Annotated in this window: 15 protein-coding genes and 2 pseudogenes; 4 read left to right on the forward strand and 13 right to left on the reverse strand. The window is 37.0% G+C overall.

The window, feature by feature from the left end; genetic code table 11:
- The first annotated feature begins 1,413 nt into the window (after nucleotides 1-1,413).
- Nucleotides 1,414-1,857, forward strand: a complete 444-nt coding sequence (locus AC1DIV_RS28530) for a cell wall hydrolase (protein ID WP_063596886.1) — start codon at nucleotides 1,414-1,416, stop codon at nucleotides 1,855-1,857.
- Nucleotides 1,858-2,354: 497 nt separating this feature from the next.
- Here the strand turns inward: AC1DIV_RS28530 and AC1DIV_RS28535 are convergent.
- The 3 genes and pseudogenes from AC1DIV_RS28535 to AC1DIV_RS28545 form a co-directional block, all read right to left on the reverse strand.
- A pseudogene (locus tag AC1DIV_RS28535) lies at nucleotides 2,355-3,784 on the reverse strand (IS4 family transposase).
- A 123-nt stretch (nucleotides 3,785-3,907) separates the two neighbouring features.
- On the reverse strand, nucleotides 3,908-4,567 hold the full coding sequence (locus tag AC1DIV_RS28540) for an ABC transporter permease (protein ID WP_286185096.1): 660 nt from the start codon (nucleotides 4,565-4,567) through the stop codon (nucleotides 3,908-3,910).
- Between the two features lie 388 nt (nucleotides 4,568-4,955).
- A pseudogene (locus AC1DIV_RS28545) lies at nucleotides 4,956-5,210 on the reverse strand (recombinase family protein); the annotation flags it as partial.
- 1,061 nt (nucleotides 5,211-6,271) lie between these two features.
- On the opposite strand from AC1DIV_RS28545, the gene AC1DIV_RS28550 reads away from it, so the two are divergent.
- The gene (locus tag AC1DIV_RS28550) at nucleotides 6,272-6,943 is read left to right on the forward strand and encodes a response regulator (protein ID WP_063596888.1); all 672 of its coding nucleotides are present in this window, start codon (nucleotides 6,272-6,274) and stop codon (nucleotides 6,941-6,943) included.
- 234 nt (nucleotides 6,944-7,177) lie between these two features.
- Entirely contained in the window at nucleotides 7,178-7,339 is a 162-nt protein-coding gene (locus AC1DIV_RS28555) for a hypothetical protein (protein ID WP_207440592.1), read from the forward strand.
- A 930-nt stretch (nucleotides 7,340-8,269) separates the two neighbouring features.
- On the opposite strand, the gene AC1DIV_RS28560 is transcribed toward AC1DIV_RS28555, so the two are convergent.
- From AC1DIV_RS28560 to AC1DIV_RS28605, 10 genes are all read right to left on the reverse strand, one after another.
- Nucleotides 8,270-8,482 carry a hypothetical protein gene (locus tag AC1DIV_RS28560; RefSeq protein WP_063596889.1) on the reverse strand — a complete coding sequence of 71 codons (213 nt, stop codon included), beginning with the start codon at nucleotides 8,480-8,482 and terminating at the stop codon, nucleotides 8,270-8,272.
- Nucleotides 8,483-8,622: 140 nt separating this feature from the next.
- Complete coding sequence (locus AC1DIV_RS28565; RefSeq protein WP_063596890.1) at nucleotides 8,623-9,303, reverse strand: DUF421 domain-containing protein; 681 nt, start codon at nucleotides 9,301-9,303, stop codon at nucleotides 8,623-8,625.
- A gap of 231 nt (nucleotides 9,304-9,534) precedes the next feature.
- The gene (locus AC1DIV_RS28570; protein WP_082196740.1) at nucleotides 9,535-10,107 is read right to left on the reverse strand and encodes a YitT family protein; all 573 of its coding nucleotides are present in this window, start codon (nucleotides 10,105-10,107) and stop codon (nucleotides 9,535-9,537) included.
- Between the two features lie 261 nt (nucleotides 10,108-10,368).
- Nucleotides 10,369-11,229: a DUF421 domain-containing protein gene (locus AC1DIV_RS28575; RefSeq protein WP_063596891.1), complete on the reverse strand. Its 861-nt coding sequence runs from the start codon at nucleotides 11,227-11,229 to the stop codon at nucleotides 10,369-10,371.
- 27 nt (nucleotides 11,230-11,256) lie between these two features.
- Nucleotides 11,257-11,463 (reverse strand): DUF1657 domain-containing protein, encoded by a 207-nt coding sequence (locus AC1DIV_RS28580; RefSeq protein WP_477577888.1) that lies wholly within the window; start codon nucleotides 11,461-11,463, stop codon nucleotides 11,257-11,259.
- A gap of 12 nt (nucleotides 11,464-11,475) precedes the next feature.
- Nucleotides 11,476-11,826 (reverse strand): stage V sporulation protein AE, encoded by a 351-nt coding sequence (gene spoVAE, locus AC1DIV_RS28585; protein WP_063596893.1) that lies wholly within the window; start codon nucleotides 11,824-11,826, stop codon nucleotides 11,476-11,478.
- Between the two features lie 2 nt (nucleotides 11,827-11,828).
- Nucleotides 11,829-12,842, reverse strand: a complete 1,014-nt coding sequence (gene spoVAD / locus AC1DIV_RS28590) for a stage V sporulation protein AD (RefSeq protein ID WP_477577889.1) — start codon at nucleotides 12,840-12,842, stop codon at nucleotides 11,829-11,831.
- Complete coding sequence (gene spoVAC, locus AC1DIV_RS28595; protein WP_110927444.1) at nucleotides 12,842-13,321, reverse strand: stage V sporulation protein AC; 480 nt, start codon at nucleotides 13,319-13,321, stop codon at nucleotides 12,842-12,844. The genes spoVAD and spoVAC overlap by 1 nt, the downstream gene beginning before the upstream one ends.
- 20 nt (nucleotides 13,322-13,341) lie before the next feature.
- Nucleotides 13,342-13,809 carry a YhcN/YlaJ family sporulation lipoprotein gene (locus AC1DIV_RS28600; RefSeq protein WP_110927443.1) on the reverse strand — a complete coding sequence of 156 codons (468 nt, stop codon included), beginning with the start codon at nucleotides 13,807-13,809 and terminating at the stop codon, nucleotides 13,342-13,344.
- A gap of 80 nt (nucleotides 13,810-13,889) precedes the next feature.
- Entirely contained in the window at nucleotides 13,890-14,096 is a 207-nt protein-coding gene (locus tag AC1DIV_RS28605; RefSeq protein ID WP_048689175.1) for a DUF1657 domain-containing protein, read from the reverse strand.
- A 124-nt stretch (nucleotides 14,097-14,220) separates the two neighbouring features.
- Between AC1DIV_RS28605 and AC1DIV_RS28610 the strand changes: the two genes are divergently transcribed.
- On the forward strand, nucleotides 14,221-14,502 hold a 282-nt coding region (locus AC1DIV_RS28610; protein ID WP_477577890.1), incomplete at its 3' end, for a hypothetical protein.

Here is a 14,502-nt window from a genome sequence, read left to right on the forward strand (position 1 = left end):
TAAGACTGGGGGAATGGGAAGTTCATTTACAAATTTAGAGAGAATCATTTTTACGCTCCTTTATAACCTGCTGATTTAAAGTACTTTATTTATAAAAGGTTATAAATATTACAAGCGCTATATGACAATAAGTTATTTATTAGTAAAATGGTAAAGAGCAGTAGAGGGTGTAATGCAAATGAAATCATTCAATCTGAAGCTCTAAATGGTTCCTTTCCCTACCTTTGAATATACTTTTATGGACAAAATTACCAATCGTTTCCTAAAAATCCATTCTAGTTTACCCCTTGTCCTTTACTATGTATTTTATTTGCTCTATACCATTTTTTCATTCCTTAGCTATTCGATGGCCTAGCCATAAAAGAAGTAATCATTCCGATCATACAAATAGTTAAGCAAGAAAAAAGGAAAGCTTTTAACTCTAACGTATTAAGCGCCGATGATACAATTAGACCATCTATCATGAAAATAATGACCCCTATATTTACGATCGAGAAAAGGCCGCAGCTTAAAAAATACTCTTTTTTTATTGTCTACTTGACAGGGTTATGTGCAACACGGTTGCTCTTTTTATTGTTATAAACGATTCCAAACTTTTTTTAAATCCAATGGGACGAATACTTTATCCCCATGTATTTCCTTATGTATGATGAGTTGTGAAAAGCATGGATCTACACTTAGCCCTTCTGTTTTATGCCTAGCTGGATTTATTCCTAAAAAATGTTTAAAGTCTTCGGGTAACTGCATAACATTAGCTCCTTTCCCCTTTTTTATTTTTTATAAAGAACAATTCTTAATATATCCCCAAAACGAAATTTTTATCTCTATCTAATTGTTTATGAGAATTTAACTCATTTTTTTCGTTTTGGGGGTAACCAGTTTCGTTAGCTTGATGGGCAGTACCACCAGCAAAACGCGAAAAACCACGCTAAGGATTAAGTTCATTCAGAAAAGTTATTTCAAAAAGTACTTTAAAGAAATTACATATGTCAAAATGAGATAATTCACCTTTTGACATACAGATTACGAGCTATCATTCTACGTGTCATAAAGTATGCTTTTTGACAGTAGCTACAACATGAAAAAAACCTTACATTTGTTTAAAAACGTTAGTCATGTTATTCCATTAAAGGGCCATTATATTGAAAAATAGGTTGCATAAAACCCCCATTTTTTTATGCAGCTGTTAGACTTGTACAGAAGCCAAAAGCGTTGATTAACTATGTATAAAACGCTGTATAAACGATAAAAACGACAAAGAGCCAAACCCTTGATAGATATGAGTTTGCTCTTTGTCTAGCTTCATATAATTGGCATTATGTTAACTAGTTTTGTATAGAGTATTCATTTGATAATTGTAAACAAGGACATGAATGTATGCTTTTTTTCATACTTTATTTTGGAGGTGGTAAAATGACAAGAGTAGCTTACCGAAATGCAGATGTCAATTTAATGGCAAGGATGATGAGAGCAGAAGCTGAAGGCGAAGGACCACAAGGAATGCTATATGTTGGAAATGTCATTGTTAACCGTGTTGTAGCAGATTGTACTGACTTTAATGAATTAAGAACAATTAGAGATGTCATTTTTCACGTACAAGGAGGAAATTATTCTTTTGAAGCTGTTCAAAAAGGTAATGTATTTTATCAAAGAGCAAGAGAATCTGAAAGAAGATTAGCGAGAAAGAATTTGGAATATTGGAGAGATCACCCAGCGAAATATGCTCTTTGGTACTTTAATCCATATGGTCCGTGTCCTCCAACATGGTATGACCAACCTTTTACTGGTCAATTTAAACAACATTGTTTTTATGAACCAGCGCCTGGAACATGTGAAAGCGTTTATAGTCCTCGTTGAGGAAAAGATTCGAATATTTATAAAAACTAAAATAAAACTTTTAGTAATCGTATTTACCTAAGAAGGATTGTAAAATATTACACTTAAACTAAAAGGTACGTTAATTGAGTAAGCAGCAAAAAAGGATCTTCTTACTGGAAGATCCTTTTTTCAGTTCCTATCATGATTATGTTAACTAAAAAATTAGAAGTTTTTTAAACATCTGATTCTATAAAGTTCTGCAATAAACACCAGTTGAAATAAATTAATCAATCTTCAACAATCGGGCGCAATTGTTGAATAATTAAATCCCAATTTCTCATTTATATCACTGAGAGATTGGGATTTTTAATGCTGGAATATCCTTAACGTTGTATATCCGCGTTTTGCTGGTGGTACCCCATGCCCATCAAGCTAACAAAGTAAATGACTAGATACGAATTGATCCTTGTTTCAAAACTAGCGAGTGATGGAAAAGTAGGCATGCCAAAGAAGCCTATTAAAACGCGATTTTTTCGCTAGGCAGCTTGTCTATGCTTCACCGTCGTTTCATACACAACCCCTAGAATATCAAAGACGGTCATCTTCTTATAACGATTACATTTACGACCGTTCTTTTTTAGCAGCTGATAAAGGCGATGCAGAATTTCAAAAGTTCTTCTGTGCCAACTGCTATCGCTTGAAACAGTAACGGAAAGTAATCTTTAATCATATAAATCGCTTTGTATTCACTCAGCTCCTGCTTTTTCTTTTCAAGCAGAAGCTGTCGCATTTGAAACATCGTAGAAGAACAGAGGAGAATGCCAATGAGTTGTCCATATAAATGGCACTCTAGGCGTTCTCTTTTAATATTTTTACATTCATCAATTTCAAAGAATGACTTCCACGTTTTAAACAAAATCTCAATCTGCCAACGAAGTGAATACAATGAATGCACGTAATTTGTCAGTACTTCTTCTAGCGACGTGTTCGTGATATATACATTCATGCCCATTAAACGTTTACTTTTATCCTTCATGACAATGCCTTTCTTCTTTTCACGTATCGCTTGGTTTTTCAGGCGTGTTTGCGTTTGATCATCGGTTAAACGATGGATAATGACACGTGCTGGAAGCTTCTGATTTTGGCCAATGTATGCCTCTGGGATTTCCATCGTTTCACCAGGGGTTAGACCAAACATCATTTGTGTCATATCAAGCTGGATGTATCCTGTTTGCTTTTTTAACGTGCCATTGTTGAAGTATTCTGGCTCAGGGTTCTTGATATAAATGCGTGTATTCAACTTCAACCGCGAGATATAGTAAGCCTCTTTATCATGAATGGCTTGTAAGTCTCCTAAATCGAAGTAACCAAGATCACGCAAACACAAATCGCCCGCCTCTACGGTTTCAAGGCAGATGGTACCGTACGTTTTATCATTATTCTTTCCTGGTCCAAGCTGCACGTTAAGAAATTGACCACTAAGTAAATCATATTCCAATTGGATTTTTACACATGCCGTATTACTACTCCCGCCTGAACCTTGATAGTCAGTGGCGAAGTGATCAGGCAGTTGAAACACTGTCGCATCTAAAATACGGATTCGATTGAAAGTAGAAATCATGTGTGCAGAAAGCGATTGATTTGAACAGAGTTTTTGTGTGAGAAGAGAAGTAAAGACTTCTCGAAGAAATGTGACGGCTGCTGAATTAAAGCGTTGATTCAATCCTTCTGAGCTCATCAGTACCCCAGTGGAAGCTTCTAACTGACTGCACAATTGTGTAAGTGATGTGCTAGCGATTTCTTGACTGAGCCATACGCAAAGGGCAATGAGTTCGTTTGCTTGATACTTACTCGATCGCTGTACAAAGCCAACTTGTTTGGCGATATCTTGTAGGACTATTGGAGATAAAAAGTATTGTAGTTCTTGTGCGAAAAGATTCAGTTCATTTGAAATGATAGGATTCATCAAAAACGCCATCCTTTCTCGTAAACTTCTTACGATAAGCATAGCGTTTTTTCATTTTGAGGGTATGATTTTAACTTCGCTTGATGGGCATGTGGCTGTACCCCTATTTAAGCCTTTTTTTATTTATGCTGTTGGAGACGGAAATCTAGCAGCCTCAAAGTGTGAAGCTGCAACATTAAGACCTTGTGTTAAAAGGGTACCAGCAACGTTACTAAGGACGAAGATTTCCACAGTGTCACCTGCTTGCAACTGAAGAATAGAAGAAACAGTTACAGCATTTGTTATGTTGGCTAGCGCACCGAAGAAATCGTTATCAGCTGCTGCAACCTGATTTCCGTTCAAACGAATTTCTAATGCTACTCTGTATTGGGTTGGAACATTAGGAAAAAATGATACACTTGCAATAATTGAATAGACTCCATCTGTGTTTGGAATAAAGGTAGAGGTAGCTGGATTATATTCATTGGCTAAATCAAATTGTTCATTTAGGTACAGGACTTTTACAGAAGTATTTGCAGGAACAGCTCGATTGGCATTAGACTGTGCTCTAAAAGCTGAAGGTCTTACCAAATTTTGCAGAGTTTTCAAATCTCCATCAGCAGTAGCAGATACATTCACATTAACGACAGGATTACCTACATTGGAAATAGTATCTGTATCGTTTTGAGCTTGCGTCTGATTTTGGAGTTGAGCCTGTAGCTGAGCTTGTTTTTGTTGCTGTTGTTGAAGTTGGAATTGAATATTTTCTAATTTACACTTACAACAATCATCGTGATAAGACATAGAACTATCACTCCTTTTTTTGCTATACCTTAAGTTACTTTTCAAGATCGCATTCTATTGGACAAGCAACCCTGTATTCCTATAATATGAATATTTTCAAAAAGGGAATGAGCACTCTATCTATTTTGATTTTTGACAGATCATAAAGAAAAAAACAAATACCGAGGTGGGGTTTATGTACGATTTGATTTATCAGCATTTCATCAATACTACTTTCATCGTTTGTTTGGTACTATGCGGGGTCTACAATACCTGTTTTCTTTATATTGGAGAGTAGTCTTTCTGGAGTGTACAAAATAGCAATTCCACGGTTGGTTTACACAGCCAAGTTGAAATACTTTTTTATTGCACAATGCCACAGTAAGCAATAAAAAAAGGCTAACACTGGTCAGAGTGTCGCCTCTTTCGCTTTGGCGTAAATAGTGGAACGTGGAACGCCTGTCATTTTAGCTATCTCATTTACACTTAATCCGTTAGATTCTCTTTCCTGAAACAGCTTCAAAGTCTTATTAACGTCCTTTCCGTCCTTTCCTTTACGTCCCATATGAGTTCCTTTAGCTTTTGCCCTTTCGCGTCCCTCGGGGGTTCTATCAACAATCAAATCACGTTCAAATTCAGCAACAGCACCTAACATAGTAAACATGAACTACCACTTGAGCAGTACATCTTGGACAAAAGGAAACGTTCTTAGATTTACAGTGGTTATTTATAATAAATATTCTAACGAGATATATGCTGCATGATATGTAATGCTATATTTTTTTTTTTATTACTGGAAAACGGCTACCCATAAAGGTAAGCCCCCAATTTTTAGTGAAGGTTAAAATCTATTATATTAATCTAATACAATCGCGTTCCTCAAAACAGTCAATATAGGTTATGATAGCCAGCCTTTACCAATACCCCATAAATATGAATTCAGTAGGTTTAGCAGCTTTTCCTGATTATTTTTTCTTATTGTTTAATCGTTAAGGATCTACCTTTTATAAATAAAGAAGTAAGATAGGAGTTGAGTTCAAATCGATCTCCTTAAACAAACTCCGCTAATAAAACTCTGTCTTTTTTCATTTCTTTTCCCCCTTTACAGCTTCCATTTCATTTTGATGGATAAACCTCTCGTTCTCTTTACATGTGAATTCTGTCAGTGATTAATTTCCACATTAAAGGAGTTATAACAAGTTGGTAGGTGTTTTATATTGTCCATTATTTTAGTTTAGTCCATTCCGACTTGGAAACTTCACTGCTTTTTTCTATAGATAAAGGTATTCAATCCATCCAAAGAAAACACGCAGGAAATTTTTAGTCCACGGAAGCAACTTAAAAAGAAGTGCTAAAGAGGAAATAGAAGCAATTAAAGTAGAAAAAAAGGCTTTCTTTCTCGACTTTTCGGAAAGTGAGAAAGAAGGCCCTAAGCTCTTTTTAAATGCCATAAAAAAAGGGGGCTGACCAACTCTGGATAATTAGTCACAACCTTATTATACAATAATTACATTACCAAATAAAACCATAACCCCGGTTAAAGTTACAAAATGAAATGGCTATTCTTCCGTTCCTGGCGTTTTCTTTTTAATCTTTATACAGATACACCAATAAGAACGCCCCGCCTTCACACCCCAAAACGAAAAATATGCTATTCTTTCTGTATATATTGCTGAAAAGAAAATTCCAGAATAGGCATTTATATAAATTAGGAGGAAGAAGCCGTTGAAGACTAGTATCATCATTATCGATGACCATCAGCTTTTCCGTGAAGGCGTTAAGCGTATATTAGATTTTGAATCATCCTTTTATGTTGTTGCCGAAGGCGCTGACGGAAGCGAGGCTATGGATCTTGTTGAAACACACAAACCAGATGTTGTTATCATGGATATCAACATGCCGAATATGAACGGTGTCGAAGCGACTAAAATGCTTGTAAACCGTTACCCTAAAACGAAAGTCATCATTTTATCGATTCATGATGATGAAAACTATGTACAGCATACATTTAAAACAGGAGCACAAGGTTATCTGTTGAAAGAAATGGATGCCGATGCGTTAATTAATGCTGTTCGTGTAGTCGCAGAAGGTGGCTCATACCTTCATCCGAAGGTGACACATAATCTAGTCAAAGAATATCGCCGTTTAGCTGCTGATCGGGATTCAGTGCATGCTGTAGAGATCAGAAGACCGTTTCACCTATTGACTCGACGCGAATGTGAAGTTCTTCAACTTTTAGCATACGGAAAAAGCAACCGTGCCAGCGGCGAAACTTTAAACATCAGTGAAAAAACAGTAAAAAACCATGTGAGTAACATTCTTCAAAAACTGGAGGTAAACGACCGTACACAAGCTGTTGTTCTAGCTATTAAAAACGGCTGGGTAGAAGTGAAATAATTTCAACTTATAATAAGTCTAACCTTAAAAAGCTCATGGACAAAGCTTATTCAGCTATACCTCTAGAGCAGTTTGCAAAATAGAAATACCCCCGTATCAGTTTTTAGGTTGATACGCGGGCAATGGGAAAGCTTTACCAGCCCACCTGAATGTATTTCCACATTATAAACTACCATGTACAATAAGTATCCCCCTGCACCAACTTGCTGGTAACAGGGGAGGACAAACATTTAGGTGTATCAATACTATGCCACCGAATGGGAATTGCTATTCATGGCAAAAATTAACCCTGTATCAGCTTCTTTACGGCTTGATATCAGGGTTTTGGAGATTACATGGAAAACTGCTCGATATTACTATGCCACCGAACCGGATTTATTATTCGATTTATTCTAATGTTGTCAAGCATACAAGAAAACCCCACAAGAGTACTGGGGAGAACTTACAGTACATGGGGGGCGTAGAAATTATGTGAAAAAGTCACTAGGAATATATCCTATGCCCATAGTTAAAAGTGGGTTACTCACTATATACAAAAAAAATAGGCCCCCATACAGAATTTAATTGTACAGGGGCGTATTGATGGTTTGCCTTATAAAGGACTATATTTATATTCCCGATATAAAGAAAATAGGCCCCGTACAAGCATCTTTACGGCTTGATACAGGGCTGTGTTTTTAACCTCTGGAAGGGTTATTACTACTATCCCCAGCGAATCGGAGATTATTCAAACTGTTTTAATGGTACCACACACGAAAACCCCCAGAGATACTGAGAACCCTTCAGTACCATTAGGGGGAATGTACAACATAATGAATTAACAAAGGACTACATTCTATTCCGATAGTGAAGATTCTGTTACTCTCTAAAAATCTGGGACATTGGGAAAATTAGATGCCCTTTTTTGGTTTAAATTTGCAAGTACCTTTTGGGGTACCACCACATGCCCATCCAGCTAACAAAGTAAATTACTAGATTTGTTTCAAAACTAGCGAGTGATGGAAAAGTAGGCATACCTATTAAAACGCGACTTTTTCGCTAGGCAGCTTGTCTATGCTTCACCGTCGTTTCATACACAACCCCTAGAATATCAAAGACGGTCATCACTAAGGTAAAGTGGTTAATTCAATCGATATATGTTTCCATTCGTTCGGCAGTGGCTCTAATGAGAAGATACAGTGATATAAGATCCTTTATTATGGCGAATTGGTGCTATGGTCGATTGTTCTTAATAATTGACAATACTCATGTTTTGTATTGAAAGTTAGAAAAACGAAAATCCCCTATCCAAAAGGACAGGGGGCTTTAGGGGTAAATTAAGTGATTTCATTCAGATTTTTGGGCTAAAAATGCACTTTGCACTTGGTTTACTGCTGTTTGAGCTTGCGCAATCTCATTTGCAATTTGTTTGATTGCTTCCTGAGCTAAAGTTGGGTCTGAAGATGATTTCTCAATTGCTTGAGTTAGTAAACTTTGGGTAAGGGTCACATTTGCTTTAGCTTGATTTAATTGGTTTACGTCAATTTGATTTTGAGCCATTAGGATCTCCCCTTTTATTATTTAAATTACTTTTATATCTTTACCAAGCTCAGCTTTTTTATAACCGGGAAAAACCAAAAAAAGTGTTGGTTTTATTAAAGCAATTTTTTTCTCTTCCTATAGAAAATAGGTTATGTAAATTACGCTTTTTGATAATCGATACCGGTGTCAACGATTAACGAATGATCTCTATCCGTGACGGCTGCATAAAAGATGTTATTGATTTGGCGAAATCCTTTGTTGGTTAATTCATCCTGAAGCCATTTTTCATCCTTTTGGATTAATTTTAAATTTTTATGCTGGATTTTCCCTTCGACGACCATAGCAATCGGCAGTCCTTGATAGTCTGTTTCAATATTTAAGTGTCTAGGCGTTAAATTAACAACAGATTGGTTGGGTAATATACTAAGTTCTCCATTCGGTTCCAGAATCACATAATCAATATCCCGTATATTCGGGTATCCTGCAGCCCGAATGGTTGACAATAGCTCAACGAGAGAAAAACGCGTTTTCCGTAAGTCTTTTTTTGAGATTTTCCCATGTTTGATCAAAATACTTGGCTGACCAATGAACATTCGATTTAACCAACGAAAAAGACTTAATTTAGAAAACAACAGATACATGATGACAATGGTAATGATCCCTGCAATGGTCTGTCCAAATCCATTGGCTTTGATAGGACTGACGGACAATGTGACAAGAAACACAATGGCCGCAAGATCAGGCGGGGTTAACTGAGCCAGTACAGTCTTTCCCATACAGCGCATGGCCAAAATCACTAGACCAAAAAGCAGAATTAACTTCCCAATAAAAGTGAACATTTTTCCAACCTCATTTTTATGCTTTCTAATAAAAAGACAAATACTATTCTGTCACAAAACCAGGAAAACATACTTAGCAAGGTGGACAGCTTGTATACAATTGAAGAAAATCATACTTTAAAGCCAAGTTACCAAGCGCTTTATGAAATAAGTTATTTATTAAAATAGGAAAATCAACCGGTCGAAGGTCTAATGCAAAGAAATCACTCAAACTTCTAGGTTCTTCCTTAACTATTCGATGGGGCTAACCATTAAAGATGTAATCAATCCAATCATACAAATAGTTAAGCCAGAAAAAAGGAAAGCCTTTAACTCTAACATTTTAATTGCCGACGTTACAATTAGGCCATCTATCATGAAAATAATGACCCCTATATTTACGGACATAGCTTTCGATATAAATTGAGCTAACAAATCGGTTCCTCCGGTACTTGCTTCATATCGAAGCATGATTCCTACTCCGATTCCAATCAATCCTCCTCCTATTAACATACTCGGAAAAATAGAAAGACAAAATTGGTTTCTTAAAGGAGCTAGCCAATCAATGAACACAGAAGCAACAATTAAACCGAGAAAGCTATTATAAAAGAATGTTCGTTCATGGATCCATGCGAATATACACAGAGGGATGCTTAAAAGGAACATCACTAAACCTGTTGGAAATTCCAAGTAATAATGAATGATGAGGGCAATACCTGTAATACCTCCATCTAATAAATGATGGGGAACTAAAAAGCCGTTTATTCCGATACTCAATAATAAACTACCTATAAGAATAGCCGTGATTTTCTGAAAAATATACATCACCTTTTATCATGTATTTATGGCTAATATATGTACAAGCATATGATTTCAGAATGAGGCTAAGATGTGTAATTAGTTGAAAGCAACCTTTTTAAAAAGGGGCGTGACAAGTTGAATTTCCCTATAGTCTACATATACATATAAAATCTCCTTTTACTGAATTACGTTTGATAAATTTTTGGGTGAATTTTCGGAGGCATATATCTGCCTCCTATGTTTTTTAGAACGAATGAAATAACCCATGAACAACGGATCATACAATCAACTTTTTAAGATGTGGGTAACGTTATCAATCGCTTTTTGTAGGTTTTCACTGTTTTTTTCATATATCTGCTTGGCTTCTTTATTTTCTGTGCCTAGTGCAAATAATTCTAAGTCTGCTTGGCATTTTTTCATAGTCGAAAGAAGTAAAGGCCTTTCTTGAGGAGACGGTACTTGCAATATATCATCAAAAAGATCCACCGTCAGTTCTCCATAAGAATTTATTTGTCCAAGAAAGACATTTTCAATGGTGACTCCTAATTTTTCTAATTCAGTGTGTAACCAACCTCGACTTCGACCAATCGTCGCAAGTGGTTCATCCAATATTTCCCCATCCATTATGACGGTCTGAGGCTCTTTGACTGAAGCAACCACCAAGTTTAAATCCTTTGCCGTTAATGGCTGGTTCTCTTTCTTTAACATAACGGATAAATCTCCGGTTGCCTCTAATACCGCAAATTCCACATCAGACACCTGAAAAGCATCCTTCTTTCGAAGTAACTCTAACAATTCATCCGTTGTATATCTTTCCTTCTTCAAGTTATCTTCCATGATTTTTCCATCTTTGATAAAAACCGTTCCTTTCCCTTCTACAAGGTCCCGAACCATTTTGCTTTTCAAAGAAAGGATTCCAACTATAAAAGGTAGTGCGGCAGTGGTAACAATCCCTATAACCCCCACTAAAATACTTCGTTCAAGACCCGTAATCACTTCCGCCCCAATACTACCTATGGTTATACCAACCACATACTCAAAGTAAGAAAGTTGAGATAGTTGCTTTTTACCTAGCAATTTAGTTACTAAAAAAAGGATAATGAGAAACAACAAAGCCCTCAAAAATACATCTAACCAATCAGGCATTACATAACACCTCCTATATACTTTATTTTAAAACCCTTTATACTGGAATTCCTCCTTCTCCAATTCTCCCACCCTTTTTTTCAAATCTGTGACTACTTCGTTCACTACCATCATCGTTTCATGTAAGGTTTGTTTCGATTCGTTATCTTGTGTACGTAAGGCTAAACTGGATAGACTAGCTTCTACGCCTTTTAGGCTGGCAAGACATTGCTTTACTTCCGATCCGATGGTCATCTTACATCCTCCTTATCCCTTTGGTTTAAAAATCAAAGCTCCTAACATGCCGAAAATAATGGCAGATGAAATGCCAGAACTTGTCACTTCGAACATCCCTGTAAGTACGCCGACTAACCCGTGTTTTTCAGCTTCTTGCATGGCCCCGTGTACAAGTGAATTCCCAAAGCTTGTAATAGGAACAGTAGCCCCTGCCCCAGCAAAATCAATTAAGGGTTCATATAAACCTACCCCATCTAAAATAGCCCCTATTACGACAAGGGTACTTAGCGTATGTCCCGGTGTCAGTTTAAACACATCAAACATAATTTGCCCAATGACACAAATCAAACCACCTATAACAAAAGCCCAAAAATAGATCATGTCTATTGTTCACCCCCGTATTCAATCGATACCGCATGGGCGATACAAGGAATCGTTTCATTTTGCTGAAAGGATAGGGGGGATAATAAGGCCCCTGTTGCCACCACTAACATTCTTTTAAATTCACCTTTTTTCATTCGGTTTAATAAATGACCATAGACAACTGTTGCTGAACACCCCGCACCACTACCTCCTGCCAAAACCGGTTGCCCTTCCCGATAAATCATTAATCCGCAGTCCTGATACTGGTTTTCACGAATAGGGGTTCCATGCTTTTTAAATAAATCCAGGGACACTTCATGGCCAATCTGGCCAAGATCCCCGGTGACAATTAAATCGTAATAAGATGGATCAATATTCCTTTCCTTTAAATGAGCTTCAATGGTATCAACTGCAGCTGGAGCCATCGCCCCTCCCATATTAAATGGATCCGTCAATCCCATATCGATGACACGGCCAATGGTTGCAGACGTGACACGTGGCCCTTCCCCGGTATTACTTAATAAAGCCGCACCAGCACCTGTCACGGTCCATTGCGCAGTAGGTGGTTTTTGTCCACCGTATTCCGTTGGATAACGAAATTGTTTTTCAACGGCTGTATCATGACTGGAAGCTCCTGTTAACAAATATTGGGCTCCGTTTGTATTGACAATATAGGCCCCTAAAGCTAATCCTTCCATCGAGGTAGAACAGGCACCAAACAACCCAAAATAAGGGGCACCAATTGTTCGGCATGCGAAACTAGTCGGAGTAATCTGATTGATTAGATCTCCTGCCAGGAGAAACTGAACCTGTTCCTTTTGAATTCCGCCTTTTTCCATGGCTTTTTGACAAGCTTCTTCAAAAAAGATTTTATGAGCCTTTTCATAAGAATCCTGTCCAAGCCATAAATCAGTATGCAAAAGATCAAAATCTTTCGCGATAGCTCCATCTGCTTCAAATGGCCCTCCCACTGTACCTGTAGAAATAATCACGGGCTTTTGTTCGAAGACCCATGTACGATGACCTTCTAACATTACAAACCACCCCACTGTACAAGAATTGTTTTAATCAAGGCAATGACAAACGCAGAAAAGACGCCAAATAGAATCACCGATCCTGCAAGTTTAAACATATTACCGCCTACCCCTAATACCAACCCTTCGGTTCGGTGTTCAATCGCTGCAGAAATGACGGCATTGCCGAAACCAGTAACCGGTACAGCCGTCCCAGCCCCTCCAAATTGAGCCATACGATCATAGACCCCGAAACCTGTAAGAAGCATCGTAATAAAAACTAAAGTCCCTACGGTTGGATTTCCAGCTGTTTGGTCCGTAAAATCAAAATAATTAATATAAAAGGCAGAAATGAGCTGCCCGATCAGACAAATAAGGCCCCCTGTTAAAAATGCTTTTATGCAATTTTTAACGACTGGTCTCTTTGTTTCCCGGTGTTTTTGAATACCTTGATATTCTTGTTGAACTGGTGTCAATTGTTTCTTTTGTTTATTCGACATGGTCCGACCCCTCTTTCTCCTTAGGTTTCTTCTTTCATCAGACTTTTGATTTTATTAAAATCCTTTTCTAATTCCTTCCTATTGGTGTTATCCTTTTGGATTTTTTGTTCTAATTGATCAAGTTCCAAATACATTTTTGAATCGGTCGAAACCAAGATTTTATGATCCGGATAGTCTTTTTCCAAGTCTGATTTCACGTTCTTTTCGATTTTCTTTAATCGAAAACGCTCAAAGTTTTCGACTTTGATCGCTATCAATAGCTCTTTATCCGTATTCACAGCCTTCACATTCGAAATGTCTTCCTCTTTGATAACCTTCTTTTTTGCTTGATTCGCCACGGATTGATCGATTGGCTTGCTTGTATGTACCTGTGAAATACTTAAATCCTCATGGTCCTCACCAGATTGTTTTTGATTACAACCTGAACCTAATCCGATAACAGTTAGTAATAAAAGAAACATGATGAATTGGTTTATTTTATCTTTCATGAGATCACCCTTTATTTATTATCTTGAAGGTAAAAAAGGTTGGTTAACACTCAACCAACCTTCCTTCCCTAGCTTTTACATTATTGTTGTTTGTATTGGGGTTCTTCTTGTTCGACTTGTTGAATACGTGGTTCAATGGTGTCTACAACGGATTGAGTTTGTTTAGCAGCATCTTGGTAAAGTTGCTTTGCTTGTTCGTTGTCTGTACCAAGTGAAAAGGTTTCGAAGCTAGCCTGTGCACTTTTCAAACCTGCAAGAGTGGTCTTAAGGTCATTGATTACTGTCATGAATAACGCCTCCTTGTTTTTAATAAATTACTTTTTTAGAATGGCGAAAACAGAACTTTATATACATTCAAAATTTATCCATATTTTATATCCAAAACCCGTCATCAGAAGAAATTAAAAATAAATGACAAAATATAAAAGAGCAACCGTTTTATATTCACACGGTTGCTCTTTTTATTGTTATAAACGATTCCAAACTCTTTTTAAATCCAATGGGACGAATACTTTATCCCCATGTATTTCCTTATGTATGATGGGTTGTGAAAAGCATGGATCTACACTTAGCCCTTCTGTTTTATGCCTAGCTGGATTTATTCCTAAAAAATGTTTAAAGTCTTCGGGTAACTGCATAACATTAGCTCCTTTCCCCTTTTTTATTTTTTATAAAGAACAATTCTTAATATAT

This window comes from Peribacillus sp. 05N428, from assembly GCF_056397085.1.